23 protein-coding genes and 1 pseudogene are annotated in these 25485 nt (G+C 72.1%); 7 read left to right on the plus strand and 17 right to left on the minus strand.

Features of this window, described 5'->3' with window-relative positions; genetic code table 11:
• The 5 genes from OKJ99_RS22480 to OKJ99_RS22500 form a co-directional block, all read right to left on the minus strand.
• Positions 1–378, minus strand: a 378-nt coding sequence (locus tag OKJ99_RS22480; protein WP_456115195.1) for an AfsR/SARP family transcriptional regulator, incomplete at its 3' end; no start/stop codon positions are given.
• 9 nt (positions 379–387) lie between these two features.
• Entirely contained in the window at positions 388–1827 is a 1440-nt protein-coding gene (locus tag OKJ99_RS22485) for an MFS transporter (RefSeq protein WP_326019072.1), read from the minus strand.
• The gene (locus tag OKJ99_RS22490) at positions 1824–3044 is read right to left on the minus strand and encodes a M20 metallopeptidase family protein (RefSeq protein ID WP_326019074.1); all 1221 of its coding nucleotides are present in this window, start codon (positions 3042–3044) and stop codon (positions 1824–1826) included. Before OKJ99_RS22490 ends, OKJ99_RS22485 begins: the two co-directional genes overlap by 4 nt.
• A 66-nt stretch (positions 3045–3110) precedes the next feature.
• Positions 3111–4310, minus strand: coding sequence for an acyl-CoA dehydrogenase family protein (locus OKJ99_RS22495; protein ID WP_326019076.1), 1200 nt, complete (start codon positions 4308–4310; stop codon positions 3111–3113).
• 12 nt (positions 4311–4322) lie between these two features.
• On the minus strand, positions 4323–5873 hold the full coding sequence (locus tag OKJ99_RS22500) for an acyl-CoA synthetase (protein ID WP_326019078.1): 1551 nt from the start codon (positions 5871–5873) through the stop codon (positions 4323–4325).
• A 144-nt stretch (positions 5874–6017) separates the two neighbouring features.
• Here OKJ99_RS22500 and OKJ99_RS22505 point away from each other — a divergent pair, with 144 nt between their 5' ends.
• A complete protein-coding gene (locus tag OKJ99_RS22505; protein ID WP_326019080.1) occupies positions 6018–6641 on the plus strand; it encodes a TetR/AcrR family transcriptional regulator in 624 nt (207 codons plus the stop codon).
• Between the two features lie 16 nt (positions 6642–6657).
• Here OKJ99_RS22505 and OKJ99_RS22510 read toward each other — a convergent pair whose 3' ends face one another.
• From OKJ99_RS22510 to glgA, 3 genes are read right to left on the minus strand one after another with little or no spacing between them, the layout of a single operon-like run.
• Positions 6658–7032: a hypothetical protein gene (locus OKJ99_RS22510; protein WP_326019082.1), complete on the minus strand. Its 375-nt coding sequence runs from the start codon at positions 7030–7032 to the stop codon at positions 6658–6660.
• 49 nt (positions 7033–7081) lie between these two features.
• On the minus strand, positions 7082–8299 hold the full coding sequence (gene glgC, locus OKJ99_RS22515) for a glucose-1-phosphate adenylyltransferase (protein WP_326019084.1): 1218 nt from the start codon (positions 8297–8299) through the stop codon (positions 7082–7084).
• A gap of 17 nt (positions 8300–8316) precedes the next feature.
• Complete coding sequence (gene glgA / locus OKJ99_RS22520; RefSeq protein WP_326019210.1) at positions 8317–9474, minus strand: glycogen synthase; 1158 nt, start codon at positions 9472–9474, stop codon at positions 8317–8319.
• A gap of 301 nt (positions 9475–9775) precedes the next feature.
• Between glgA and OKJ99_RS22525 the strand changes: the two genes are divergently transcribed.
• Positions 9776–10783 carry a DMT family transporter gene (locus OKJ99_RS22525; RefSeq protein ID WP_326019086.1) on the plus strand — a complete coding sequence of 336 codons (1008 nt, stop codon included), beginning with the start codon at positions 9776–9778 and terminating at the stop codon, positions 10781–10783.
• A gap of 42 nt (positions 10784–10825) precedes the next feature.
• Here OKJ99_RS22525 and OKJ99_RS22530 read toward each other — a convergent pair whose 3' ends face one another.
• Together OKJ99_RS22530 and OKJ99_RS22535 are read right to left on the minus strand one after the other, a co-directional pair.
• Complete coding sequence (locus OKJ99_RS22530) at positions 10826–11938, minus strand: transglycosylase family protein (protein ID WP_326019087.1); 1113 nt, start codon at positions 11936–11938, stop codon at positions 10826–10828.
• Between the two features lie 98 nt (positions 11939–12036).
• Entirely contained in the window at positions 12037–13008 is a 972-nt protein-coding gene (locus OKJ99_RS22535) for an acetylxylan esterase (RefSeq protein ID WP_326019089.1), read from the minus strand.
• A 146-nt stretch (positions 13009–13154) separates the two neighbouring features.
• On the opposite strand from OKJ99_RS22535, the gene gndA reads away from it, so the two are divergent.
• The gene (gndA, locus tag OKJ99_RS22540) at positions 13155–14594 is read left to right on the plus strand and encodes an NADP-dependent phosphogluconate dehydrogenase (protein WP_326019091.1); all 1440 of its coding nucleotides are present in this window, start codon (positions 13155–13157) and stop codon (positions 14592–14594) included.
• A gap of 6 nt (positions 14595–14600) precedes the next feature.
• Here gndA and OKJ99_RS22545 read toward each other — a convergent pair whose 3' ends face one another.
• From OKJ99_RS22545 to OKJ99_RS22570, 6 genes and pseudogenes are all read right to left on the minus strand, one after another.
• Entirely contained in the window at positions 14601–14810 is a 210-nt protein-coding gene (locus OKJ99_RS22545) for a hypothetical protein (RefSeq protein WP_326019093.1), read from the minus strand.
• A 91-nt stretch (positions 14811–14901) separates the two neighbouring features.
• Positions 14902–15339 (minus strand): nitroreductase family deazaflavin-dependent oxidoreductase, encoded by a 438-nt coding sequence (locus tag OKJ99_RS22550; protein WP_326019095.1) that lies wholly within the window; start codon positions 15337–15339, stop codon positions 14902–14904.
• 54 nt (positions 15340–15393) lie between these two features.
• The gene (locus OKJ99_RS22555; RefSeq protein ID WP_326019097.1) at positions 15394–16044 is read right to left on the minus strand and encodes an aspartate/glutamate racemase family protein; all 651 of its coding nucleotides are present in this window, start codon (positions 16042–16044) and stop codon (positions 15394–15396) included.
• Positions 16045–16088: 44 nt separating this feature from the next.
• A complete protein-coding gene (locus OKJ99_RS22560) occupies positions 16089–16433 on the minus strand; it encodes a GNAT family N-acetyltransferase (RefSeq protein ID WP_326019098.1) in 345 nt (114 codons plus the stop codon).
• 68 nt (positions 16434–16501) lie between these two features.
• Positions 16502–16603 (minus strand): annotated as a pseudogene (locus OKJ99_RS22565) (aspartate 1-decarboxylase); the annotation flags it as partial.
• Between the two features lie 27 nt (positions 16604–16630).
• A complete protein-coding gene (locus OKJ99_RS22570) occupies positions 16631–17563 on the minus strand; it encodes a LysR substrate-binding domain-containing protein (RefSeq protein WP_326019100.1) in 933 nt (310 codons plus the stop codon).
• Between the two features lie 132 nt (positions 17564–17695).
• Here OKJ99_RS22570 and OKJ99_RS22575 point away from each other — a divergent pair, with 132 nt between their 5' ends.
• From OKJ99_RS22575 to OKJ99_RS22590, 4 genes are all read left to right on the plus strand, one after another.
• Positions 17696–18295: a hypothetical protein gene (locus tag OKJ99_RS22575; protein ID WP_326019102.1), complete on the plus strand. Its 600-nt coding sequence runs from the start codon at positions 17696–17698 to the stop codon at positions 18293–18295.
• A gap of 10 nt (positions 18296–18305) precedes the next feature.
• Positions 18306–19697: an MFS transporter gene (locus OKJ99_RS22580; RefSeq protein ID WP_326019104.1), complete on the plus strand. Its 1392-nt coding sequence runs from the start codon at positions 18306–18308 to the stop codon at positions 19695–19697.
• Between the two features lie 209 nt (positions 19698–19906).
• Positions 19907–21142: a hypothetical protein gene (locus OKJ99_RS22585; protein ID WP_326019106.1), complete on the plus strand. Its 1236-nt coding sequence runs from the start codon at positions 19907–19909 to the stop codon at positions 21140–21142.
• A gap of 69 nt (positions 21143–21211) precedes the next feature.
• Complete coding sequence (locus OKJ99_RS22590; protein ID WP_326019108.1) at positions 21212–22405, plus strand: FAD-dependent monooxygenase; 1194 nt, start codon at positions 21212–21214, stop codon at positions 22403–22405.
• A gap of 232 nt (positions 22406–22637) precedes the next feature.
• Here OKJ99_RS22590 and OKJ99_RS22595 read toward each other — a convergent pair whose 3' ends face one another.
• On the minus strand, positions 22638–25400 hold the full coding sequence (locus tag OKJ99_RS22595; protein ID WP_326019110.1) for a helix-turn-helix transcriptional regulator: 2763 nt from the start codon (positions 25398–25400) through the stop codon (positions 22638–22640).
• Positions 25401–25485: the final 85 nt, after the last annotated feature.

The raw sequence follows: 25485 nt of genomic DNA on the forward strand, positions 1-25485 counted from the left end.
CAGGGCGCGCCCGGCCTCGGCCGCGGCCAGCGCCCCTGCGTGGTCCCCGGCCCCGGCCCGCTCCGCGCACACGGCGGCGTACCGCAGCAGCGCGGAGCTGTCGACCTGGTCCTCGGTGAGGCCGAGCCGGTAGCCGGTCGGCGTGCTCGCGATGACGTCGGCGCCCAGCTGGGCCCGCGCCCGCGCGACGAGTACCTGCACCGCCTTGCCCGGGCGCTGCGGCAGGTCCTCCGGCCACAGCCCGGCCACGAGCCGCTCCGTGCTGCATCCGGTGCGCGGCTCGCTCGCGAGGAGGGCGAGCAGGCCGCGCAGCCGGGGCGCGGTCACCTCCTGCCCGCGGTGGGCGACGCGGGGCAGCAGGGTCAGGTCGGGGCTCATCCGTGCAGGTTAGCCAAGGGCGTGCTGCGCGTCGGCAGGGGCGGGGCTCGTGGGCCGGGGCCGGCGGGCGAGCAGTTGGGCGCCCACCGCCAGCACGCAGAGCACGGCGGCGATCGCCCAGATGGACACGTATGCGGTGAGCGTCGGGGTGCCCGTGCCCGCCAGGACCAAGGAACCGAGGACGACGCCGAACACGGCACCGCCGACGCTGCCGCCGAGTGTCTTGAAGTTGTTGTACACGGCGGTGGCACTCGCCGTACGGTCCGCCGCGCTGCTCTCCACGATCACGGTGGGCAGTCCGCCGAGCGCGAGGCCGACGCCGAAGCCCACCAGGGCGTTGGCGACGGTGAACGGGACCAGGCCCGTGTGCAGCGCGATCAGCCCGCCGTATCCGCAGGTGAGCAGCGTGAACGCGAGCAGGAGGAGGCGACGGTAGCCGATGCGTCCCGCGAGGTTCGCGCACAGAGAGGAGCCGAGGAACGCCATGAGGTGCGGAATGACGCCGCACAGGCTGATCTGCCAGGCCGCGAGGCCGAACCCGTAGCCCGCCTCGTCGGGCGACGTGGCCATGAAGCTGACCGCCACGGTCTGTCCGCCCAGCAGGACGGCACCGAGCACGAACCCGGAGGCGTAGTAGGGGGCGCTCGCCCGGCGGCCGAGGGCGCGCACGTCCACCAGGGCATCGGGGCTGCGGAGTTGGAGGCGGGTCCACATGTACAGCAGGGCCACCGCCAGGGCGAGACCGCCGAGTGTGGGCGCCGACGCCCAGCCCCAGGTGGAGCCGCGGGAGACCGTGCCGAGCAGCAGGACCAGGGCCACGGCCAGCAGGGCCGCCCCCGGCCAGTCCATCCGGCCGCTCGCCCGGGTGCGGGACTCGGGGATCGCCATGAACGACAGCGCGACGCACGCGACGGCCAGCGCGGCGAGGGCGAACAGGGTGGGGCGCAGTTCGCCGAGAAGCGCGAGCAGGGGGCCGGCCAGCGCGTGCCCGAGGACGGAGCCGAGGGTGAGCGCGCCGACCAGGAGGCCGACCGCCCGGCGTCCGCCGTCGACGCTGAGCCGGTCGCGCACCAGGCCGATCTCCAGCGGCAGCAGCGCGGCGAGCGGGCCCATCAGGGCGCGGCCGAGCAGCAGCACGGCGAGGTTGGGCGCGCAGGCCACGAGCAGGGTGCCGACGGCGATCGTGCCGAGCGCGATCCGGATCATGCGGCGGTGTCCGTACAGGTCGCCGAGGCGGCCGAGGGCCGGGACGCTGACGGCCGCGGCCAGATACTGCACCGAGGTGATCCACTGGGCCTGTCCCGTGCCGATGCCCTGCCAGTGCTGGATCTCGGGGACCAGGGGCACTGCGGCGCCCTGGAGGAAGCCGCTGATCAGCTCGAAGGCGATGAGCAGGCCGACCACGGCGCGCACATCGCCGCGCGCCGGGGGTGCGGTGGGCGCGCTCATGCGGCGGTTCCCCGTGCGAGGCGGCCCTCGGCGAGCGCAGCGAGCAGCGCGGCCTGGCGCGGCAGCACGCGGTCGTCGAAGACGGCGCGCGGCGAGTGGTTCACGGCCGCGCTCGCCGGGTCGGCGCCCTCGGGGGCGGCGCCGACGAGCAGCATCGCGCCGGGCACGCGCTGGAGGACGAAGGCGAAGTCCTCCGAGCCGTTGGCCGGCTTGGGCGACTCGTGGACCTGCTCGGCGCCGAACAGCTCGCGGGCGGTGTCGAGCGCGAAGGCGGTCTCGTCTGGCTCGTTGACGGTGACCGGGTACTGCACGGTGTACGTCACCTCGGCCTCGATGCCGTGCGCCTCCGCGATGCCGCGCACCAGTCGGGGCAGGCCCTCGACGAGGCGGGCGTGGACCGGCTCGGAGTAGCTGCGCACGGTGGCCTCGAACGTCGCGGTGTCGGGGATGACGTTCTGCTTCGTGCCCGCGTGGAAGGTGCCGACGGTGACGACGGCCGGGTCGAAGATGTCGAAGCGGCGGGTCACCCAGGTCTGGATCGCGGTGACGATCTCGCAGGCCACGGGTATCGGGTCCTTGGCGCCGTGCGGGGTCGAGCCGTGGCCGCCCCGGCCGCGCACGGTGACGCTCAGCACGTCGGAGGCGGAGGTGACGGTGCCGGCCCGGCTGGAGACCATGCCGCCGGGCAGCCGGTCGGCGGCGACGTGCAGCGCGTACGCCGCGTCGAGGGGTTTTCCGGCCGCGTCCAGGAGCCCTTCGTCGATCATCACGCGGGCGCCGCCGAAGCCCTCCTCGCCGGGCTGGAACATGAACACGACGTCACCGTTGAGGTGTTCGCGGCGTTCGGCCAACAGCCGTGCGGCGCCGACGAGTCCGGCGGTGTGCAGGTCGTGGCCGCAGGCGTGCATCGCTCCTGGCAGTTCGGAGGCGTAGTCGACGCCACTGTTCTCGGTGATGGGCAGGGCGTCCATGTCACCGCGCAGCAGGACCGCGCCGCCGGGCCTGCCGCCGCGCAGGACGGCGGTGACCGAGCTGAGGTCCTTGCCGGTGGTGATCTCCAGGGGCAGTCCGTCGAGGGCGGCGAGGACCTTTTCCTGGGTGCGGGGAAGGTGGAGGCCGATCTCGGGTTCGCGATGCAGGTCCCGGCGCAGCGCGACGAGTTCGGGGTGCAGGTCGTGGGCGCGCTCGGGGTACGAGGGTGCGGTGGTGTGCGGCATGCGGAAGAAACCTCCTGGTGGGGAGAGCACAGCGGAACGTTCGGTGGCGCCGTGGTGCCGCGCCCGTCAGCCCGGCATCAGCAGTTGCCGGGCGATCCCGTTCTTCTGGATCTCGGACGAGCCGGTGAGCACGCGGAACATGCGCAGCTTGCGGAAGATGGACTCGACCTCGGCGCCGCGCACGAGGCCCGCCTTGCCGTGGATCTGCACGGCCTCGTCGGCGATCCGGAAGGCGTTCTCGGCGACGAACAGCTTGCACATAAAGGCTTCCGTGCGCGGTTCCCTGCCCTCGTCGAGGTCGGCGAGCGCGTCGTACGTCATGCTGCGGGCCGCGTAGTACGAGGTGGCCATGTCGGCGAGCTTGTGCTGGATCGACTGGAGCGCGCCGAGCGGTGCGCCGAAGACCTGCCGGGTGCGGGCGAAGTCGACGGTGAGGGCGAGGGCGCGGCGGGCCTGGCCGAGGACGGTCGGGCAGTGCAGCAGCCGGTTGGTGGTGACGCGGCCGAGGCCGATGCGCAGTCCGTCGCCGACCTTTCCGAGCAACTGCCCTGCTTCCACACGGCAGTTGTCGAGCACGATGTCGCTCTCGATGTGCTCGCCGGACATCGGTGTCTCGCCGGGCAGCACCGTGCAGCCGGGGGAATCGAGGTCGACGAGGAACGCGGAGAACACCGGCTTGGCGTCCTCGGGCGCGTCCGGCTCGGGCGCCATCCGCGCGATGAGCACGGAGAAGTCGGCGAACGGCCCGGCGGAGGAGAACACCTTGTGTCCGGTGATCCGCCAGCCGTCCCCTTCGGGTGTGGCGAGGGTGCTCATGGCGCGTACGTCGGACCCGGCTTCGGTCTCGGTGAGCGAGAAGCAGCAGGCCCGCTCGCCACGGATGACCGGCTTCAGATACGTCTCGATCTGGTGGTCGGTGGCGTACTGGAGGATCGGCCCGGCGCGCAGCGGGCCGCCCATGTCGCCGAGGACGCTGTGCTGGAGGATCCGTCCGGAGGCGCCCACCTCCTCCTTCAGGGCGGCGAGTTCGGTGTACGTGAGGTCCTGGCCGCCGTGCTCCTTCGGCAGGTGGATGCCGTAGAAGCCGAGTTCGCGGCTGCGCCGCCAGACGGGTTCGAGCTGGGCGCGGGTGCAGCCGCTCTCCGGCGCGAGGCCCAACCCGGTCTCGTAGTCGGCGAGTTCGCCGTCGAGGAACTCGCGAAGGCGACCGACCAGGTCCTGGAGCCGCGGGTTGTCGTCGTACGTGGGGGTGAGGGTGAAGGTCATGGCGGTCTCCTGTCAGAGGACGCGGCGCTCGGCGCCGGTCCAGTGGCGCGCGCGGACGGCGCGGCGGTCGATCTTCCCGTTGCGGTTGACGGGCAGCGCGTCCACGAACTCCACGGACCGCGGCTTCTTCACGCGGGCGAGGCGTTCGGCGCAGAAGCCGACGATCTCGTCCTCGTCGACCTCGGCGCCGGGCCTGCGCACGACGACCGCCTTGACGGCCTCGCCCCACTTCTCGTCGGGGACTCCGACGACGCAGGCTTCCGCGAGCGCGGGGTGGGCGTACAGGACGGCCTCGACCTCGCTGCAGTACACGTTGTAGCCACCGGAGATGATCATGTCTTTCTTGCGGTCGACGATGAACAGGTAGCCGTCCTCGCGCAGATGGCCGAGGTCACCGGTGTGCACCCAGCCGTCCTTGAACGTCTCGGCGGACAGCTCGGGTTCGTGCCAGTACGCGGTGACGCAGTCCGGGCCGCGGGCGATCACCTCGCCGATGCTCCCGGCGGGCAGGGCGGTGCCCGCCTCGTCGACCACGCGTATCTCCGTGTCGAACACCGGCCGGCCGCAGGAGAGCAGCAGGTCGGGGTCGGTGGTGGTGCCGGCGAGGACGTCCTCGCGGGTGAGCACGGTGATGCCGCTGGTCGTCTCGACCTGCCCGTAGCCCTGCATGACGATCGGCCCGAACGCCGCGACGGCCTCGCGCAGCCGCTGCGGTGAGACGGGTGCGCCGCCGACGTGCAGGGAACGGAGGCTCGTCAGGTCGGCGGTGGCGGTCTTGGGGTGGGCGAGCAGCATCCCGAGCATGGTCGGGACCAGGAACGTCGCGGAGATCCGCTCGGCCTCGACGGTGGCGAGGAACAACTCGGCGTCCCAGCGCGGCAGGACGACGACGGTGGCGCCGGAGGCGAGCAGGGCGAGCAGCGGCATGCCGGGCGCGTGCGTGATGGGCCCTGCGGCGAGGTAGCACTCGGGCGCCGAGGGCGTGGAGTCCGAACTCATCATCCGTTTGCGCATGTTGGCGAGCCGGTTGCCGTGGGTCTGCACGGCGGCCTTCAGCTTTCCGGTGGAGCCGGAGGTGAAGTTGAGGACGGCGGCGTCGTGCTGGTCGACCTCGACGGCGACGACCTCCTCGCTTCCTTCGGCGAGCAACTCCCCGTAACCGAGCGCCTCTTGATTCCCGTAATCGACGAGAAGGCAGTCCACCGACGCGCGCTCCAGGGCGGCGCGGGCGGCTGCGATGCGCTCGCCGTCCACGAACAGGACGCGCACGTCGGCGTCGTCGAGGATGTGCGCGACCTCGTCGACGGAGAGCCGCGGACTGATCGGCACCCGCACGAGGCCGCTCTTGGACAGGGTCATCTCGGTCTCGACGGCCTGCGCGCAGTTGCCCGCGTACGTCGCGACCGCCTGTCCCGGGGCGAGTCCGCGCCCGATGAGCGCGGAGGCCAGGCGATTGGTGACCCGCTCCAGCTCCCCGTAGGTCAGCCGGCGTTCCCCGCAGATCAGGGCCTCGCGCTGCGGCCAGAAGGTACTGCTTCGAGTGATGTACGTGCCCAGGTTCAACGGACTGCTCCCACGCTCGACGGCTCAAATCATCATGGCGGCCAATAGTGGACAGAGTGTCTACAAACCTTCGGGGTGTCAATGATCCGGTGTACGCTTCCGGCACCGATCAGGGACCGACCTGGGACGCGAGAGGAGCCGGACATGCCGCCGGAAGCGGGCGATCGCCGAGTACGCCGCACCCGACGCCTGTTGCGCGACGCGCTGGTGTCGCTGTCCCTGGAGCGGGGCTACGCGACCGTGACCGTGGAGGACATCACGGAACGGGCCGACCTCGGCCGGGCCACCTTCTACAAGCACTACACGGACAAGGACGACCTGCTCGACCGCGTGGTGACCGACCTGCTCGACGAGTTGCAGGACCGACTGCGCCCGCTCGTCCAGGCCTCCGAGGTGGGCTTCACCGGCAAACCGGCGCTGGAGATCTTCCGGCACGCCGACGACGAGCGCGACGCCTACCGGATGATCCTGCGCGGCGAGGGCGACGGCCGGGCGCTGCGCCAGTTCACCCGGGCGCAGACGGAGGCGACGGCCGAGGTCTTCCGGGCACGCGCCGAGCACGAGGGCGTCACGCCCCGCATCAGCGTCGACGTCCTGGCCCGCGCCTGGGTCGGCGAACAACTCGCCGTACTGAGCTGGTGGTTGGAGGAGGACCCGCGCCCGATGCCGCCGGAGGATGCCACGCGCATGCTGCTCGACCTGTCACTGCGCGGCCGCTACTGGGCCAACGGCTTCGAGGGCGAACCACCGGTGCCGGACCCCGCGTGAGCGGGCCGGACCCGCTCTACGACTCCATACGGCGCCGCACGAAGACGGCGGCCGGCACGGCGCCGACCGTGCCCAGAGCGAGCCAGAACACCAGCCTGCCCACCGGCCCGTTGACCGTCCGCAGTTCCCCGTCGTCGTGCCGGCAGAACGAATCCGGCGGGAAGTAGCGCGAGACCGGGGTGCCGGCGCCATGACAAGGCGAGGTCTCCGGGAACAGGAACGGCTGCGCACGCTGCGAGAGCCACCAGCCGACGATCACCGTCAGCCACCCGGCGGCCAGGAACAACCACAGTAGCCAGGCCGGGACGTCCAAGCGGCGCCCGAGCACCCACAGGCCCAGCGACGGCCAGACGAACACACCGAGCAGCGCGGGCCACAACACCAGCAGCATGCGCCCAGTAGAGCACCCGTTCGCCGGCACGCCCAGCCCTGCCCGCCTCTCAGTGCACCGACTGCCCCTTCCCCAGCGCGATCACGCCCGCCTTCGACACGGTGTACAGCTCCGCGTCCCGGCTCGGGTTGACGCCGATGGTCGCGCCGACCGGGACCTCGACGTTCTTGTCGAGGACGGCGCCGCGCACCACCGCTCCCCTGCCGACCCGTACGTTGTCGTGCAGGACCGAGCCCTGGACGACCGCGCCGTCCTCGACCACGACGCCCGGTGAGAGCACGGAGCGGGTGACCTGGCCGCGGATGACGCAGCCGGGGCTGACGATCGACTCGGCCGCGATGCCGCCCGCGCAGAACTTGGCCGGCGGCAGCTGGCCCGGGTGCGTGTAGATCGGCCAGCGCCGGTTGTCGAGGTTGAAGACCGGGGTGTCCGAGATGAGGTCCATGTGGGCCTCGTAGTAGGCGTCGAGGGAGCCGACGTCGCGCCAGTAGCCGTGGTCGCGGTCCGTCTCCCCCGGCACGTGGTTGCCGTCGAAGTCGTAGAGCTGGGCGACGCCGCGCTCGGTGAGCATCGGCACGATCGAACCGCCCATGTCGTGCGCCGAGTCGGCGTCCTCGGCGTCGGTCTGGAGCGCGTCGACGAGGACCTTGGTGGTGAACAGGTAGTTGCCCATCGAAGCGAACACCTGGTTCGGGGTGCCGGGCAGCGGCGGCGGGTCGGTGGGCTTCTCCAGGAAGGCGTCGATGCGCGTGCCGTCGCGGGCCGGGGTGATGACCCCGAAGGACGAGGCCTCCTTGCGCGGCACCCGGATGCCCGCCACCGTGACGCCCGCGCCCGACTCGATGTGCTGGGCGAGCATCTGCCGCGGGTCCATCCGGTACACGTGGTCGGCGCCGAACACCGCGATGTAGTCGGGCTGTTCGTCGTGGACCAGGTTGAGGGACTGCAGGATCGCGTCGGCGCTGCCCGAGTACCAGCGCGGGCCGAGCCGCTGCTGGGCCGGGACCGGGGTGACGTAGTTGCCGAGCAGGCTCGACATCCGCCAGGTGGTCGTGACGTGCCGGTCCAGCGAGTGCGACTTGTACTGCGTCAGGACGCAGATGCGCAGGATGTCGCCGTTGACGAGGTTGGACAGGGCGAAGTCGACCAGGCGGTAGGTACCGCCGAAGGTCACCGCGGGCTTCGCCCGGTCCGCGGTGAGCGGCATCAGCCGCTTGCCCTCCCCACCTGCAAGTACGATCCCGAGCACCGAAGGTCCGCCGCGCATCCCAACCCCCCTGTGATTCACGTGCCGTTGAGGATCTCCTCGTACACGTCGACCGTGCGCCGGGCGATCGCGTCCCAGCCGAACTCCGCCGCCGCCCGCTCACGGCCCGCCTCGCCCATCGCCCGCGCCGCCCCGGGATCGGCGACGACCCGGTTCAGGGCCTCCGCGAGTCCCGCCTCGAAGCCCTCCGGGTCCGCGGCCGCGTACGGGACGAGCAGCCCCGTCTCGCCGTCCGCGACGACCTCGGGGATGCCGCCGACCTGTGAGGCGACGACCGCGGTGCCGCAGGCCATCGCCTCCAGGTTGACGATGCCGAGCGGTTCGTACACGGAGGGGCACACGAACACCGAGGCGTGCGTGAGCAGTTGGATGACCTCCGTGCGCGGCAGCATGGACGGGATCCAGCGCACCCCGTCGCGCGACGCCTTCAACTCGTCGACCAGCTCCCGGAATTCACGACCGATCTCCGGGGTGTCGGGCGCGCCCGCGCACAGGACGACCTGCACGTCCTTCGTCAACTGCTTCGCCGCGCGCAGCAGATGGGGCACGCCCTTCTGCCGCGTGATGCGGCCGACGAAGAGGATGTAGGGCCGCTGCGGGTCGATGTCGTAGCGGCGCAGCACGTCCGTGCCGGCGTCGGCGTGGTAGAGCGAGACGTCGATGCCGTTGTGCACGACGCGGACCTTCTTCGGCTCCAGGGCCGGATAGCAGGCGAGGATGTCCTTGCGCATCGCGTGCGACACGGCGATCACGCCGTCGGCGGCCTCGATCGCGGTCCGCTCCGCCCACGCCGACAGCGCGTAGCCGCCGCCGAGCTGCTCGGCCTTCCAGGGGCGCAGCGGCTCCAGGGAGTGGGCGGTCATCACGTGCGGAATCCCGAGGTGCAGCGCCGCCAGGTGCCCGGCCAGGTTCGTGTACCAGGTGTGGGAGTGGGCGATCTCGCGGCCTTCCAGGGCCGCGGCGATGGCCAGGTCCACGGAGAGCGTGCGCAGCGCGTCGTTCGCCCCGTCGAGCGCGGGCCAGGCCCGGTGCCGGCGCACGCCGTCGGCCGTTCCCTCGCCCCACGTGTGCACCTCGAGGTCGACGAGGGGGCGCAGCTCGCGCGCGAGGAACTCCACGTGCACTCCGGCACCGCCGTAGACATCCGGCGGGTACTCCCTGGTCAGCAGTCCCACACGCACGCGCGACTCCCGTGGTCGTCGATCGGCGACACTCGCTCTGGATCGCTGTGTTCGAAAGCGCACCTCATGGTCACCCATGGAGGGGCCCGTGCGGAAGAGCGCGGACGGCAACTGGGCCCGAGTCTCCCGCCGGTCCCTGGGGCACCCGCCCTGGGGATGAATCAGGATGCGGCCTACTCCAACGGGAGTAGGACCCAATGCGTGCTCAGGTCGGACGACACGGAGGGGCGAAAAGAGCCATCGTGGAGGGTATGAGAAGCGATCGTGCGCCACGCCGCACCCCCAGGGGCGCCACATGAGCGACCTGGTGCTTTCCGTGCTGCTCTCGCTCGTCTCCGCCGTCGCGTACGCGGGCGGGGCGATCGTGCAGGAGCGCGTGGCCGCGTCGTCGCCCAAGGCGGCGTACGCCCCGCTGCGCCGGCCCGCGTGGTGGGGCGCCGGCTGCCTGAACGGGCTGGGCGCGCTGCTGCACGTCGCGGCGCTCGCCTTCGGCCCGCTCAGCGTCGTACAGCCGCTGGGCGCCCTCACGATCGTGCTCGCGCTGCCGATGTCGGCGCTCCTCGTGGGCCGCAGGGCCGGGGCGACGGCCTGGCGCGGCGCGATCATGGCGACGGTCGGGCTCGCGGGGCTGCTCTCGCTGACCGGGTCCACGACCGAGCAGTCGCTGGACGGGGCGCAGCGCCTGGTCGTCGGTCTGATCACGGCGGGCGGCGTGCTGGCCCTGATGTCGACGGCCCGCGTGGCGCACCGGCACCCCGTGGTGCGCGCGGTGCTGCTCGCGGTGGCGGCCGGTGGCGCGTTCGGCATGGCGTCGGTGTTCACGAAGTCCGTGACCGAGAACTGGACCGGGCAGCCGCTGGAACAGCTCGCCACGCTCCTGTCGATCGCGGGCCTGGCCGTGACCGGGATGCTGCTGTCGCAGGCCTCCTACCGGGGCGCCGGGCTCGCCGCGCCCCTGGCGACCGCGACGGTCGTGAACCCGGTGGTCGCTGCCACGATCGGCATCACCATGTTCGGCGAATCGTTCCGGTACGGCACGATCGGCACGATGCTCGCGCTCGGCTGCGGCGTCGTGGCGGCGGGCGGCCTGATCCTGCTGACGACGGAGCGCATCGGGCGCGGCCGCCGGGCGGCCACGGTCGCGGGCGCCTCGGTCGTCGCGCACGGGGTGTCACCGGCGATCCCGCCGGTGGTGCCGGACAGCCCGGCCGGGCTCGACTCCGTGCCGCTGCCGCCGCGCGCGCCGAAGTCCCGGCAGGAGCCGCCGTGCGGGGGCTGGACGGCCGAGGACATCCGATCCTGACCCGAGGCCTCTGGGGCGTCTTTCGAGACACGCCCCAGCCGCTCAGATTCTGACGCCGCGGGCCCGCAGATACGCCAGCGGGTCCACGTCACTGCCGAAACCGGGCCCCGTCCGCACCTCGAAGTGCAGATGCGGGCCCGTGCTGTTGCCCGTGGAGCCGGAGCGGGCGATGCGCTGGCCCGCCACCACGCGCTGACCGCTCTTCACGCTCAGCGCCGACAGGTGTCCGTACTGGCTGTACTTTCCGTCAGCATGCCGGATCACCACTTCGTAGCCGTACGAGCCGCCCCAGCCGGCCGAGACGACGTGCCCGGCGGCGACGGCCTTCACGGACGTCCCGGTGGGCACCGCGAAGTCGACGCCCGTGTGGTACCCCTTCGACCAGGAGGATCCGGCGGCGCGGTAGGGGGTGCCGAGGGACGCGGCGACGGGGGCGGCGACGTGGTGCGTGGTGGCCTTCGCCGTGTCGGACTTCTTGGTGGCGGGCTTCTCGGCGGCGGGCTTCTCGGCGGCGGGCTTCGGGGCCTTCTTCGCGGGCTGCGCCTGCGTCTTGCCCTTCCCCGGCATCGCGAGGCGCTGCCCGGGGGTGATCAGGTCGGGGTCGGCGCCGATCGTGGCGCGGTTCGCCGCGTACAGTGCCCGCCAACCGCCCTTCACGGACCGCTCGGCGGCGATGCCGGAGAGGCTGTCCCCGCTGATGACGCGGTACATCTGGGCGCGTCCCGCCCGGGACTGCGGTGTCGCCTGCGGCCGCACGTCCGGCGTCGAGGTCGAGGTCGCGCGGGTGAGGCCCGCGCGCTGCGAGCACACCGGCCAGGCGCCGGGCCCCTGCCCCTTGAGCACCTTCTCCGCCACGGCGATCTGTTGGTCCCTGTCGGCGAGGTCGGCGCGCGGCGCGTAGGCGGTGCCGCCGTACGCGGCCCAGGTGGAGCGGGTGAACTGGAGCCCGCCGAAGAACCCGTTGCCGGTGTTGATGCTCCAGTTCCCGGAGGACTCGCACGCGGCGACCTTGTTCCACGTGTGCACGTCCGCGGCCTGTGCCGTGCCCGCGCCGATGATCGGGATGGCCATGCCCACGCCGCCCACGGTCACGCTGAGCGATGCCCGGTTCACCCGGCTCGGCTGATATCGCCGGTGCCGGCCGCGTAACGCCATGAATGCCCCCTCAGCCACAAGCAAGCCACACGTAGAAGCGGCAAATTAGCCGCTCCTCCGTAGGTGGACAAGAGTGCCCTGAGCCACTTTGGCGGGATTCAGACCCTCAAGTGACCAGGAATCCAACGAAGTTGCGCGGCCTGCTGGAAGGGGCCGCCGCCCTCGTGGTCGTTGAACGCGTACACCTCGATCGACTTCTCGGTGCCCGCCCAGTGGTTGTACGCGCCGAAGACCGTGGACGGCGGGCAGGTCAGGTCCTCCAGGGCGGCGGAGAACAGGGTCGGTGCCGTGGCGCGCGCCGCGAAGTTGATGCCGTCGAAGTAGGAGAGCGTGCGGAAGGCGCGCTCGTCCTCGCCGATGTGCGCCTTGAGGTAGAGGGCGATCTCGCGGTACGGGTGACGCTCGGTGAGCGTGGCCGCGCGCCGGAAGTCGCACAGGAACGGCACGTCAGGGGCGGCCGCCTTCAGGTCGGGCACGAGTCCTGCCACGGCGATCGTGATGCCGCCGCCCTGGCTGCCGCCGGTGACGGCGACCCGCGAGGCGTCCACGAGCGGGTGCGAGCGGGCCGCGTCGACGGCGCGCACGGCGTCCGTGTAGACGCGGCGGTAGTAGTACTCGTGCGGGTCCTGGATGCCGCGCGTCATGAAGCCCGGCTGCGACGGCGTGGAGCCGACCGGGTCGGGGGTGTCGCCGACGCTGCCGCCGCTGCCCTGCCCGCGCGTGTCCATCACGAAGTGCGCGAACCCGGCGGCCGCCCACTGCAGGTGGCTGTGCGGGAGGCCGCGGCCGCCGCCGTAGCCGATGTACTGGACGACGGCCGGAAGCGGCTCGTTCGTGCCTGCCGGAAGGACCAGCCAGCCCTTCACGGGATGCCCGCCGAAGCCCGCGTACGTAACGTCGAAGATGTCCACCGCCGTGTACGGGACGTCGACGGGCTCGAAGCGTGCGTCCAGATCGTGCTCCCTGGCCTCGGCCAGGGTCTTCTCCCAGAAGGTGTCGAAGTCGTCGGGGGCCGTCAACTCCGGCTGGTAAGTGCGCAACGCATCGAGTGACAGGTCGAAATGAGGCACGCACGGCTCCAAATTCGTAGAGAGTCCACGGTGTAGAGAATTCACGGTGGGGTCGGATCGCCAACCTAACCCGCCCCCCACCAGGAATGAACAAGATCTTTCATCTTCCGCATGCACAAGCAACAGAAGCGACAGGAGCGGCAGGCATGAGCGCTACAGCCCAGATCGGTGTCACAGGGCTCGCTGTGATGGGGCGCAATCTCGCCCGGAACTTCGCCCGCAACGGCTACACGGTCGCCCTCCACAACCGCACGGCGTCCCGCACGCACGCGCTGGTCTCGGAGTTCGGCGAGGAGGGCATCTTCGTGCCGACCGAGACGGCCGAGGAGTTCGTGGCCGCGCTCGAACGGCCGCGGCGCCTGGTCATCATGGTGAAGGCGGGCGACCCGACCGACGCGGTGATCAAGGAGTTCGCGCCCCTCATGGAGCCGGGCGACATGATCATCGATGGCGGCAACGCGCACTTCGCGGACACCCGGCGCCGCGAGAAGGAACTGCGCGAGCAGGGCATCCACTTCGTCGGCACGGGCGTCTCCGGCGGCGAGGAGGGCGCGCTGCACGGGCCGAGCATCATGCCCGGCGGCAGCGTCGAGTCGTACGCCTCGCTCGGCCCCATGCTGGAGAAGATCTCCGCCAAGGCGAAGGACGGCGCGCCCTGCGTGACGCACGTCGGCCCCGACGGGGCGGGCCACTTCGTGAAGATGGTGCACAACGGCATCGAGTACGCCGACATGCAACTCATCGGCGAGGCCTACCAGTTGCTGCGTGACGTGGCCGGGTACTCCCCCGCGCGGATCGCCGACATCTTCCGCAGGTGGAACACGGGCCGCCTCGACTCCTACCTGATCGAGATCACGGCCGAGGTCCTCTCGCACGTCGACGCGGCGACCGGGAAGCCCTTCGTGGACGTCGTCCAGGACCAGGCCGAGCAGAAGGGCACAGGACGCTGGACGGTGCAGATCGCGCTCGACCTGGGTGTGCCGGTGTCCGGCATCGCGGAGGCGGTGTTCGCGCGCTCCCTGTCCGGGCACGCGGAACTGCGCACCGCCTCACACGAGTTGGCGGGCCCCACGGCCGTCACGCTGGGCGAGTCGGAGGCCGCGGCCTTCGCGGACCGCGTCGAACAGGCCCTGTACGCCTCGAAGATCGTGTCGTACACCCAGGGCTTCCACGAGATCTCCGCGGGCAGCGAGACGTACGACTGGAACATCGACTCGGGCGCGGTGGCCCGGATCTGGCGCGGCGGCTGCATCATCCGCGCCGCGTTCCTCGACCGGATCACGGCGGCGTACGAGGCCGAGCCCGACCTGGTCTCGCTCCTGTCCGACAAGGGCTTCGCCGACGAGATCGCCGCGGCGCAGGACGACTGGCGCTCCGTCCTGGTCGCGGCGACCACGCAGGGTGTGCCCACGCCGGGCTTCGCGGCCGCGCTGGCCTACTACGACGCGCTGCGCGCCGAGCGCCTGCCGGCCGCGCTCACGCAGGGCCAGCGGGACTTCTTCGGCGCGCACACGTACCGCAGGGTCGACCGGGAGGGCTCGTTCCACACGCTGTGGGGCGGTGACCGCTCCGAGGTCGACGCGTAACGGCCGCTACGCGGGTGAGGGCTCGGGCTCCGGCGGGTGCGGATCGGGGTCCGGGTCCGGCAGCGGCGGCGTCGGGGACGGCGAGGGCCGCGGCGTGGGCTCGGGCACCGGCGTCGGGAACGGGTCCGGAATCGGGCCGGGGTCCGGCCGGTCCGGCCCGGGTCCTGGTCCGGGCGTGGGGGTCGGCGGGACGGGGTCGGGGAACGGCTGGGTCATCGTTGGTTCCTCCAACGGTTCGGAGGGGACCTTTCCACTGTCTCCCGGCTCGCGTGCCCACGCCCGCCGAGTCCACGCCTGCGGCCGGGTCTCAGCCGTCGGTGCGGCGCAGCCGTACGACGGGAATGTCGCGGCTCGTCTTCTTCTGGTACTCCGCGTACGGCGGGAACAGCTCCACCAGGGAGTCCCACACCCGCGCCTTGTCCTGCGGCGACAGGGTCTCGGCGCGGGCCGTGAACCGCTCGGTCCCCACGCGCAGCCGGACCTCCGGATTGGCCTGAAGGTTCAGGTACCACAGCGGGTGCTGGTCCGAGCCGCCGTACGAGGCCACGATCAGCTGGTCGTCACCGTCCGTGCCGTAGATCAGGACGGTGCGCCGCCACTGGCCGCTCTTGCGGCCCTCGTAGTCGAGGAGCAGGCACGGCGCGCCCTGCATGGTGGTGCCCTTGGTGCCGCCGGACTCCTCGTAGGTGCGGGCCTGCTCGGCGACCCAGCCGCTGGGGCTGACGACGACGTCGGTGTCGGTCATGTTCGGTCCCTCCTGGTTCCGGGGGTCCGGTGGCTCCGGACAACTCCCTTCAACCTAAGCCGTCTTGCCGCTCGCGCATTCCGAGGCGGCGGCATCCAGCCCGAGGCGCGGGCTGGAGAGCACGGGCAGGGTGGTGCGGGCCCGCTCGGCGGCGTCGGTCAGGGAGGCCTGGGCGAGGACGACGACATCGGCGTCGGTGATGCCGTCGACGGCCTCGGCGACGAGCGCGAGATATCCGTCCCGGTCACCCGCGAGGAAGCGGTCCCAGGCGCCCTCGACGAACACGGTCCGCACGTCCACCGCGCGCCCGGCCCGCGCGGCCTCCTCCTCGACCAGGTCGAGGGTCGGCCCGAAGGTGCTGCGCACTGTGGCGACCACGGCGATCTGCTCCCCCTCGGCGACCGCCCGCGCGGCCATCGGCCGGTCCACGCGCAGCACGAGCACACCGGCGTCCGCGGCGAGGCCCTCCGCGACGGCGCCGAGCGTGGAGCACGTGCACAGCACGGCGTCCGCACCGTCGGCGACGGCTGCCGCAAGCAGCGTACGAACCTCGTCGGTGACGGCCTCGGGCCCTTCGACGCCGGCCCGCACGAGCAGCTCCTCGCGTACGACGTGACGCAGTTCCAGGCCCGGGTGGTCGGCGTCGCGCAGGGCGTCGAAGACCGGCACGTGGACGAGCGAGGTGTGCACGAGCGTCAGGTTCATGGCCGGCACCCTACGCGCGGATGATCACCGCGCGTAGGGGTGTCTCACCACTTGTCGGGGTCGGCCTCGAGGGCTGCCTTCGCGGCGAGCAGCAGGTCGGTGGAGGCCTCGGGGGCCTCGCCCGGGTGTCGCTCGGCCCACCGGACGACGAACGGGCACAGCGGCGCCACGGCCACCGACTCGGCCGCGGCGATGCCGTACAGCTCGCGGGCGAGCGAGCCCGCGATCCCCTTGCCCTCGTGCTGCGGCTCCACGACGGTGTGCACCGCGACGAGCGCCCGCGTGGGTTCTTCCAGTACGAAGTACTGGATGTGGCCGACGACTTCGCCGCCCGAGCGGGCGCGCAGCAGCCCGTGCTCGCGGTCGTCGCGGATCTCGATGTCGCTCATGGACTTCTCCTGCCTCGTGGGCCGACCGGGTCTCAGCCCGCGGGTACCGCGTGCGGGCCGCGTGTCACCTCGGCGTCCTCGATCTGACGGTAACCGATGACGATCACGAGGTCGCCCGGGTGCACGAGGTGGGCGGCCGCCCCGTTGATCCCGATGACACCGGAGCCGTCCTGCGGGTCAAGGGCTGGTGAGCGAGTTTACAGCGGTGCGGTCGGCTGCCCGGCGGGCACGAGGCCCGAGGCCGATGCCTTGATCAGGTCGAGGGCCTGGGCCACCACCGGGTGCCGCGCCCCGCCCTTGCGGGTGGCGGCGAGGATGCGGCGGGCGGGGGCGGGTTCGCCGGAGAGGGGGATGCGGGCCACGGGCCATTCGGTGTCGATGCGGGCGAGGCGCGGCACCAGGATGACGCCCAGGCCGTGCGCCACCATCGCCGTGCCGGTGTCCCACTCGTCGGACTGGTGGCCCATGTCGGGCATGAACCCGGCGGCCATGCACGCCGTGACCAGCAGGTCGTGGTACGTGGTGCCCGGTGTGCCCACGATCCACGTCTCGCGGGCCGCGTCCGCGAGGACCACTCTCTTGCGTGCCGCCAGCGGATGGTCGGCCGGGACGACCAGGTCGAGCGGGTCGTCGAGGAGCGGCTGCTGTTCGAAGCGCTCGTCGGTCAGCGGCGGCGAGTCGGCCGTCACGACGACGAGGCCGAGGTCCGCCTCGCCCGTGAGCAGCAGCTCGAAGCAGCGCGCCGGCTCCGCCTCCACCAGGCGGACCCCGAGCTGCGGATGCCGCTCGCGCAGGGTCGCGGCGGTGGACGGCAGCAGGCGCGTGGCGGCCGTGGAGAAGCCGCAGAGTGTGAACGATCCGGTCTGCACGTCGGCCATCGCGGCGAGGTCGCTGCGCGCCCGCTCCCACTGCGCGTCCAGGACGGCCGCGTGGTGCAGCAGCGTACGAGCGGCGGCGGTCAGCTTGACGCCCCGGCCCGCGGGCTCCAGGAGCACCGCGCCGACCTGCTCGGCCAGCTGGCGCAGTTGATAGGAGACCGTCGACGGCTTGAGCCCCGTGGCCTCGGCGGCCGCGGTCACGCCTCCGTGCGCCTCGACCATCTGCAGCACCTTGAGCTTGGGATCGATCATTCGACCATCTTGCACGGTCACATGCAAGATCGTGTAATTGTGTCGATGAGTGAGGGGTGGCACTCTTCCCGGGTGTTGTCCAAGAGTCCTTCCCTGCGCCGGAATCGGGTCGTCCCGACGGGAATGCGCGCCATGTTCGTCATGGTCACGGCCGTCCGCTTTCTCTCCTGGGCCACGGCGAGCCTGTTCCTCGCGGTCGTTCCCGCCGTCCTGGCCATCTCGGGGCAGAGCGATCCGGCCGTCGTCATCGGTGTGCCGCTGTCCGTGCTCGTCTGCTCGGCGCTCGCGCAGCCGCTCGCCGCCGAACTCGGCGGCCGCTGCGCGCAGTTCGCCGGCCTCACCGCACTGCTGGTGAGCCTGTCCGTGCTGTCGCTGACGGCGGGAACGTCGACCTGGGCGACTCCGGTCGCCGCCGTGTTCGCCGGATTCGGCCATGGACTCGGCCGCGCGGGAGCGAGCGCCGCCGTCGGCGTGCGCACACCTTCCGCCGCCTACCTGGGCCTCGGTCTGCCGGCCCTCACCACGGCGCTGCTCGCGCCCGCGAGCTCCCCGGCGACCGCGACGGCCCTGGTGGCCTCGGCGCTCGCGCTGCTCGTCTTCCCGGCGACCGGCGCCGTCCTGGAGGTCGGCCGCACCGCACGCCGGCCCGGGCAGCACCTCCCCCACCCCATTCACTGGATCGACCCGAAGCCCCTGTGCGGGCGTCCCACCCGCAGTACCCCGCAATTCTGAGGAGTAGTACGTGCCAGCCGCGCACACCGTTTCCGAGCTTCCCGACACCCACGCGGGCCGGGCCCAGGAAACATTGGTCACCGACCCCAAGGTGACCAGGAGGGCCGTAGGCGCCGCAGCCATCGGAAACATCACCGAGTGGTTCGACTTCGGCGTCTTCGCCAATCTGACGCCGGTGCTCACCGCGGTGTTCTTCACCGGCGCGAGTCAGACCGTCGGCACGATCGGAACCCTCGGCCTGTTCGCGGTCGCCTTCCTGGTGCGCCCGATCGGCGGCATGTTCTTCGGCCCGCTCGGCGACCGGATCGGCCGCACCAAGGTGCTGTCGATCACGGTCATCATGATGGCCATCGGCACGTTCGTGATCGCCTTCATCCCCGGCTACGAGACGTGGGGCCCCGCCGCCCCGCTGCTGATGCTGCTCGCCCGCCTCGTGCAGGGCTTCTCGACCGGCGGCGAGTACGGCGGCGCGATGACGTTCATCGCCGAGTACGCCCCCGACAAGAAGCGCGGATTCCTCGGCAGCTGGCTGGAGTTCGGCACGCTGACGGGGTATCTCCTCGGCGGCGTCGCCGGTCTGGTCATCCAGCTGCCGGGCGTCATGTCCCACGAGGACCTGCTGTCCTGGGGCTGGCGCATCCCGTTCCTGATCTCCGGACCGATCGGCATCATCGGGCTCTACCTCCGCCTGAAGCTGGAGGACACCCCCGCGTTCAAGGCCGCCGTGGCCGAGCAGCAGGGCCGTGAGGGCAACCAGACCCTCAAGGAGATCCGCCGGGTCTTCACCGACCACTGGCGTCCGATGCTGATCTGCATGGGCCTGGTGCTCGTCTTCAACGTCACCAACTACATGCTCACGACGTACATGCTGGAGTACATCGACAAGTTCGCCCCGTCGGTGAGCGCCACCTGGGCGCAGCTCCTGGAGATCTCGGTCCTCGCCATCGGCATGGTGCTCATCACCTTCGTCGGCCGGCTCTCGGACCGCATCGGGCGCAAGCCGGTGCTGTACTTCGGCTGCGGCGCGCTGATCGTGCTCGGCGTTCCCTCCGTGCTGCTGATCCAGCAGAACACCCTGATGTCGGTCTTCCTCGGCCTGGGCCTGATGTCGCTGATGCTGCTCTGCTTCAACAGCACCATCCCGTCCACGCTCCCGGCGCTGTTCCCGACGGACATCCGCTACGGCGGTCTGTCGATCGCGTTCAACCTCTCTGTCTCGCTGTTCGGCGGCACGACCGCCGTCGTCAACGCCCTTCTGGTGCAGGCCACCGGCGACGTCAACGTGCCCGGCTACTACCTGATGGCGGCGGGCGCGATCGGCGCCGTGGCCGCCTACTTCGCGGCGGAGTCCGCGGGTCGGCCGCTGCCGGGTTCGGCGCCGGCGGTGGAGGCCCGCGCCTGAGACACGTCGTCACCCTGGGCCCCGGTCACATCTGTTGAGTCTTGTGTGACCGGGGTTTTGACGTTGTCCGGATGATGTCGCGGGGCTGTCACAGCGGCACAATTGCGCGCACCTACGTGCCTACGGTGTCGGTGCAGTGGACAGCGATCCCCCCACTCCCCCACACACAGAAACGGACAGTAGTGACTCGGCACACCACCTCTCGCCGCATGATCCTTGGCGTCACCGGCTCCGCCTTCCTCGCCGCCGCGTGCTCACCGTCGTCGAAGGATGCCAAGCCGTCCGGCGCGAAGGCCTCGCCGTCGAAGTCGGCCTCGGAGTCCGTCGAGGGCAAGGCCGCCGCGGGCAAGACCCCGAGCGGCGCGCCCGACGGCGCTCTCGGCGTGAACTTCAACGAGGACCCCGCGGGCCTCGGCGCCGCCCAACTGCAGGCACTCTCGGCCACCTGGGTACGCGGCTTCGTCCCCGTGACGCCGGGCGATCTCGACGGGGACGTCACGCAGCAGCGCGCCGTCAAGGCGCTCCTGACCGCGCACGGTGACGGCCGCAGGACGATCCTCTCGCTCAAGTTCCCCTATTCGCTGGGGCCCACGAAGGGCCCGCTCCCCGCGCCGGGCAGCGCCCAGTTGAAGGACCTGCTGGCCCTCGTGGACCGGGTGCTGGCCGCCGTGATCGGCAAGGTCGACATCCTCACGATCGGCAACGAGCCGTTCCTGGAGACACTGAACGAAGAGCGCGACAACACCCTGAACGTGTTCTACGAGAACCTGGCCCGCCACGTCATCGACTACCGCAAGCGGCACGGCGGCGCGAACTCCGGGACCAGCCTCTACATGGGCGCGCTCAACAACCTCGACGACCCGGCGGCCCGCACGCCCGCCACCGAGCGGTGGCTGCGGTTCGTCCACAAGACGCCCGAGCTCGCCGGCGTCGACATCCACCCGCACGTCACGTCGCTGCAGAGCGCCGCCAAGTACATCAACTACGTGGTGCCCACCCTGCGTCCGGACCAGAAGTTCCTCGCTACGGAGTTCTCCCTGGTGCAGTTCTGGAAGGGCCACATGCACGACCCGGTGTCCCCGACGTTCGCCAAGCGCTACAACGTGGACCCGGGCCGGAAGGTCTGGCAGGTGGTCGGGGACGCCATCGCGCAGCCGTTCCCGCAGGAGAAGTGGAACGACTTCATCTCCATGACCCAGTGGCTCGACACCCACAGGAACTACCTCACCGCACAGATGAAGGCGTTCCGCGACACCGGGAAACTGGCGGTGTCGACCTACGGAGGCATGCAGATCGCATCGATGGCCTCGGAGTGGGGCGCCGACAAGACGCCGTGGATCCTCAACCCCCTGTACGCCAACCGGACCGTGCGGCCGGGCGAGGACGGCACCCTCGGCCGCAGCGTCTGGTTCGACCAGTTCAAGGCCTTGCAGCAGAACACCTGACCGCCGGCCGCCCCGACGCGCCATGCTGAAGCCCGGCCGACGCACGCCACGCAGTCCGGGGAGACACCAGTGCGCGACAACCAGCAGTCAGGACCGCGGATCGCCATCGTGGGCGGCGGCATCGGAGGCATGGCGGCCGCCGCCTTCCTCCATCGCGCGGGGCTGGCCGTGACCGTCCACGAGCAGGCGTCCGCGCTCACCGAGGTCGGCGCGGGCCTGCTGCTCGCGCCCAACGCGGTGCGGCCGCTGCGCGCGCTGGGCGTGGCGGAATCCGCGCTGCGCCGGGCCGTCCCCCTCGACTGGGGCTGGGAGTTCAGGCGCTGGCAGGACGGCACCGTGCTGTCCGCGGAGCGTCTCGACGGGGTGTGCGAGCGCCTCTACGGGGAGCGCACGTACACCACGCACCGGGCCCATCTGCTCGACGCGCTCAGGTCGGCGGTGCCGGACGGGGCGGTGCGGCTCGGCGCGCGCTGCACGGCCGTCGAGCCGCACGCCGACGGGGTGCGTCTCGCCTTCGCCGACGGCACCCGCACGGATGCGGACCTGGTGATCGGCGCGGACGGCATGCACTCCCTCGTCCGCGAGACGGTCGCCGAGCCGGAGCGCCCCCGCTTCTCGGGCCTGTGCGCCTTCCGCACGGTGGTCCCCGCCGCGGCGGCCCCCGCCTTCGCCCTGCGCCGCGCGCAGACACTGTGGCTCGGCCCGGACCACCATCTCGTGCACTACCCGATCTCCTGCGGCGCGGCGGTCAACGTGGTCGCGTTCGCCCCGTCGACGGACGAGACGGCGGAGTCGTGGAGCGCGACGGCCACGGTCGAGGAATTCCACGCGGAGTTCGCCGGCTGGGACGACCGGGTGACCGCGCTCATCAACTCCGGCTCCGTTCCCGGCCGTTGGGCCCTCTACGACCGCCCGCCGCTGCCCTCGTGGACCAGCGGCCGCATGACCCTGCTCGGCGACGCGGCGCATCCCATGTTCCCGTTCTACGGCCAGGGCGCCGCGCAGGCGCTGGAGGACGCGGCGGTGCTGGCCCGCTGCCTCGCCACCAATGCTGACGACCCGGTCGGGGCCCTTGCCCGCTACGCGTCGGAGCGCATTCCACGCACCACCCGCCTCCAACAGGTGAGCCACGCCCGCGCCGAGGCCAACCATCTCCCGGACGGCCCGGCGCAGCGGGCCCGGGACGCGGCGCTCGGGGACGCGGATCCGTTGCTGCGCAGTGGGTGGATCTATGGGTACGACGCGTCGGCAGCCGCGGGGTGACCTGCGGCGTTTCCCCGTCTACACCGATCGTCGTAGGCCCCTGGCCCCCGATCCCAGGGTTTTCCCCGTGGCCCAGGGGTCCGGCCGGGTCCATCGTGGAGACACGAAAGCACACGGGGGCTTTCGACACGGGGGACCCGACGGGGGAACAACGGGGAACCCACGGGGGACACGGGGGACGGGGGGTGCCCGGTGCGGGCACCCCCACTGTCTGTGCGCGGCCCAGAGGGGATCACGGGTGTGCCGACTCACTGAGCAGGCGCACGAGTTGGGTCCGCCGGTGCACCCCGTCCAGCTTTCGGTAGATGTTGCCGAGGTGGAACTCGACCGTCTTGACGCTGAGGAAGAGCTGTTCCGCCGCTTCGTGGTTGGTGACACCGCGGCCGACCGCCAGGGCCACGCGGAGTTCTTGCGGGGTCAGGCCGTCCAGCGGAGTGGGGCCCGCGTCGACGCGGTCGCCACCCGCGGCGTGGAGTTCGGCGGCGGCGCGGCCCGCCCAGCCGGCCGCGCCGAGGCGCTCGAACGTGGTGAGGGCGCGCTGCAGCCGGCGCCGGGCCTCGCTGCGGCGGCCGAGGCGGCGCAGCAGCTCACCGCACGCGAAGTCGGTGCGGCCCCGCTCGAAGGGGGCCTGGATGTCGGCGAGTTCGGCGAGGGCCCGGTCCATGTGCCGCTCGACGTAGGCCGGTTCGAGCATGCCCCGGCAGCGGGCGGCCGCCGCGGCGGTGATGGGACGCCTGCCGCGGCCCGCCTCGTGGTCCAGGACCCGCAGCACCTCGTACGCCTCGTCGGTGCGGTGCAGATGGACGTAGGCCTCGGCGAGGTCGGCGGCCCAGGAGAGGTAGAGGCCGTCGCCGCGGCCGTTGGCGAGGGAGAAGGCGCGCACCTCTTCCAGGTGGGCTGCCGCTTCTTCGTAGTGCCCCAGGCCGAGTTCGAGGAGGCCGAGGGCGCCACGCGCGCGTGCCGCGTCCATGGGGAGTTCGGCGGCCGCGGCCAGGGAGCGGCACTGCGCCTCGTGGCTGCGGCAGTCCCCTTCACGCCCCAGAACCGCTTCCGTTCGGGCCTGGGCCGCCAGCGCGCGGCACACCTCGATGACGCGTCCCGTGTCCTCGCCGAGGCGGGCGGATTCGTCGGCGTGGGCGAGCGAGGCGTTCCACTCCCCGCGCCAGAACTCGACGACGGAGAGTGTGCCGAGGAGGTGGGCGAGGAGGCCAACTGTGCTGGACGAGCGGGCCGCGTGCACCGCGCGGTCGAGGAGCGCGTGGCCCAGGTCCAGTTCCTCCGTGGCCAGATAGCAGAGTCCGCCGACACCCTGGACCGGGTACGGGAAGGACAGGTCCGGTGCGGCCAGGGGCTTTTCGAGGTCGTGGAGCAGGGCGCGACCGTCCTCCGCGTTGCCGCCCAGGAGTTCGACCAGCGCGTGCAGGAGGCGTACCGGCAGGGCGGCCGCCGCGTCGCCGAAGGCGTCGGCGAGCTGCATCGACTCGGCGGAGGTGGCGCGGGCCGCCGTGAGGTCCCCGATGGCGAGTTCGGTGAGGGTGATGCCGCCGAGCATGACGGCGGCGAGCGCGGGGTCGACGCGGCGGGCCTCGTCGACGGCGGAGCGCAGCTGCTCGCGCGCGCGGGCGGGCCTGCCGCGCTGGATGTCCACGTAGCAGCGCAGTTGACGCAGGTCGAGGCGGGTGCGTTCGTGTGCGGCGTGGTCGAGTGCGCGGTCCAGGAGGTCGGCGGCCTCGTCCAGGGAGCCGGCGGCCTGGGCGGCGCGGGCGGCGGCGAGCAGGCGGCGCGCCTTGCCCTCGTCGTCGGGGGTGAAGCGGGCGGCGTGGGCGAACAGGCGTGCGGCGAGCGGGAAGGTGAGACTGGCGGGACCGCCGGACGCCGCCTTCGCGAGCGCGGCGGCGACCTCCTCGTCCGGGTCGGCGCCCGATTCGGACAGGTGCCAGGCGTAGCGTTCGAGCGCGGCGGGGGCGCGGGCGCCCTGCAGGGCCCGGGCGACGGTGCGGTGGGCGCGCCAGCGGCGGACGGCGGACGCGCCGTGGTAGACGCCGGAGCGGACGAGCGGGTGGCGGAAGACGTACGCGCCCTCTTCGACCGTCATCAGGCCGGCCCGCTCGGCCGGTTCCAGGTCGGCGTAGGTCAACTCGTGGGCGCGCAGCACCCGTTCGGTCCCGGCGAGCGGGCGGGGGCCGAGGACCGCGAGCAGCAGCATGGCGTCGCGGGTGGGGTCGGGCAGCCGGGTGATGGCGCTGTGGAAGGTGCGGGCGAGGATGTCGCCGATGGGCAGCGGGGCGCCGCTGTCGGGGCGGTGGCCGCCGTGGGCGAGCAGGGCGGGGAGCTCGACGAGGGCGAGCGGGTTGCCGCGGGCCTCGGACAGGAGCCACTGGATGTCGTGCGGCGGCAGCGGCTCGGCGGCCTCCTCGACGACGAGTTCGCGCGCCGCCCCGGCGTCGAGCCCCTGGAGGCTGAGGGACTCCACGGGCGCGAGACGGGACGCGGTCTCGTCGTTGTCGCGGGTGGCGAAGAGGGCGACCACGCCCTCGCGGCCCAGGCGGCGGGTCGCGAAGGCGAGGGCGTCAAGGGAGTACGGGTCGAGCCACTGGGCGTCGTCGACGACGACGAGGACCGGCCCGGACTCGCTGATCGCGCCCAGCAGGCTGAGCGTTCCCGCGGCGACCGCGAACCGGTCCTGCGCGACGGCGGGGCCGAGGGCGAGCGCGCCGGTGAGGGCGGCCGCCTGCCGTTCGGGGATCCGGTCGAGGTGGTCGGTGACCGGCCGGAACAGGTCCGCGAGCCCCACGTACGGCAGTTCGCACTCCGCCTCGATGCCCTGCGTGTGCAGCCGCGTGAGGTCCCGGGCGACGGACTCGGCGTAACCGAGCAGACTGGTCTTCCCGATGCCCGCCTCGCCACGGACGACCAGGGCGGCGCTGTGCCCGGTGCGCGCGCCGTCGACGAGGTCCGCGAGGCGCGCGCATTCCGCTGTGCGACCTACCAGCATGCGATCAGGGTAACCCGGGGTCACGTTGCGGTGGGAGTGGTCAACTGGCCGTTGCCGCGCCCGACTTGATGGTTTCGCGGCGCCG

This window comes from Streptomyces endophyticus (genome assembly GCF_035798155.1).
GTDB classification, from domain to species: Bacteria; Actinomycetota; Actinomycetes; order Streptomycetales; family Streptomycetaceae; genus Streptomyces; species Streptomyces endophyticus.

Bases quoted from the DNA above. Each gene is read 5' to 3' on its own strand.
- glgC (WP_326019084.1), bottom strand. From the start codon at position 8,299: ATGCGCGGCGGACCTTCGGTGCTCGGGATCGTACTTGCAGGTGGGGAG.
- OKJ99_RS22495 (WP_326019076.1), bottom strand. From the start codon at position 4,310: ATGACCTTCACCCTCACCCCCACGTACGACGACAACCCGCGGCTCCAG.
- OKJ99_RS22525 (WP_326019086.1), top strand. From the start codon at position 9,776: ATGAGCGACCTGGTGCTTTCCGTGCTGCTCTCGCTCGTCTCCGCCGTC.
- OKJ99_RS22550 (WP_326019095.1), bottom strand. From the start codon at position 15,339: ATGACCGACACCGACGTCGTCGTCAGCCCCAGCGGCTGGGTCGCCGAG.
- OKJ99_RS22530 (WP_326019087.1), bottom strand. From the start codon at position 11,938: ATGGCGTTACGCGGCCGGCACCGGCGATATCAGCCGAGCCGGGTGAAC.
- OKJ99_RS22555 (WP_326019097.1), bottom strand. From the start codon at position 16,044: ATGAACCTGACGCTCGTGCACACCTCGCTCGTCCACGTGCCGGTCTTC.
- OKJ99_RS22585 (WP_326019106.1), top strand. From the start codon at position 19,907: ATGATCCTTGGCGTCACCGGCTCCGCCTTCCTCGCCGCCGCGTGCTCA.
- OKJ99_RS22505 (WP_326019080.1), top strand. From the start codon at position 6,018: ATGCCGCCGGAAGCGGGCGATCGCCGAGTACGCCGCACCCGACGCCTG.
- OKJ99_RS22560 (WP_326019098.1), bottom strand. From the start codon at position 16,433: ATGAGCGACATCGAGATCCGCGACGACCGCGAGCACGGGCTGCTGCGC.
- OKJ99_RS22510 (WP_326019082.1), bottom strand. From the start codon at position 7,032: ATGCTGCTGGTGTTGTGGCCCGCGCTGCTCGGTGTGTTCGTCTGGCCG.
- OKJ99_RS22485 (WP_326019072.1), bottom strand. From the start codon at position 1,827: ATGAGCGCGCCCACCGCACCCCCGGCGCGCGGCGATGTGCGCGCCGTG.
- OKJ99_RS22545 (WP_326019093.1), bottom strand. From the start codon at position 14,810: ATGACCCAGCCGTTCCCCGACCCCGTCCCGCCGACCCCCACGCCCGGA.
- OKJ99_RS22575 (WP_326019102.1), top strand. From the start codon at position 17,696: ATGTTCGTCATGGTCACGGCCGTCCGCTTTCTCTCCTGGGCCACGGCG.
- gndA (WP_326019091.1), top strand. From the start codon at position 13,155: ATGAGCGCTACAGCCCAGATCGGTGTCACAGGGCTCGCTGTGATGGGG.
- OKJ99_RS22570 (WP_326019100.1), bottom strand. From the start codon at position 17,563: ATGATCGATCCCAAGCTCAAGGTGCTGCAGATGGTCGAGGCGCACGGA.
- OKJ99_RS22595 (WP_326019110.1), bottom strand. From the start codon at position 25,400: ATGCTGGTAGGTCGCACAGCGGAATGCGCGCGCCTCGCGGACCTCGTC.
- OKJ99_RS22490 (WP_326019074.1), bottom strand. From the start codon at position 3,044: ATGCCGCACACCACCGCACCCTCGTACCCCGAGCGCGCCCACGACCTG.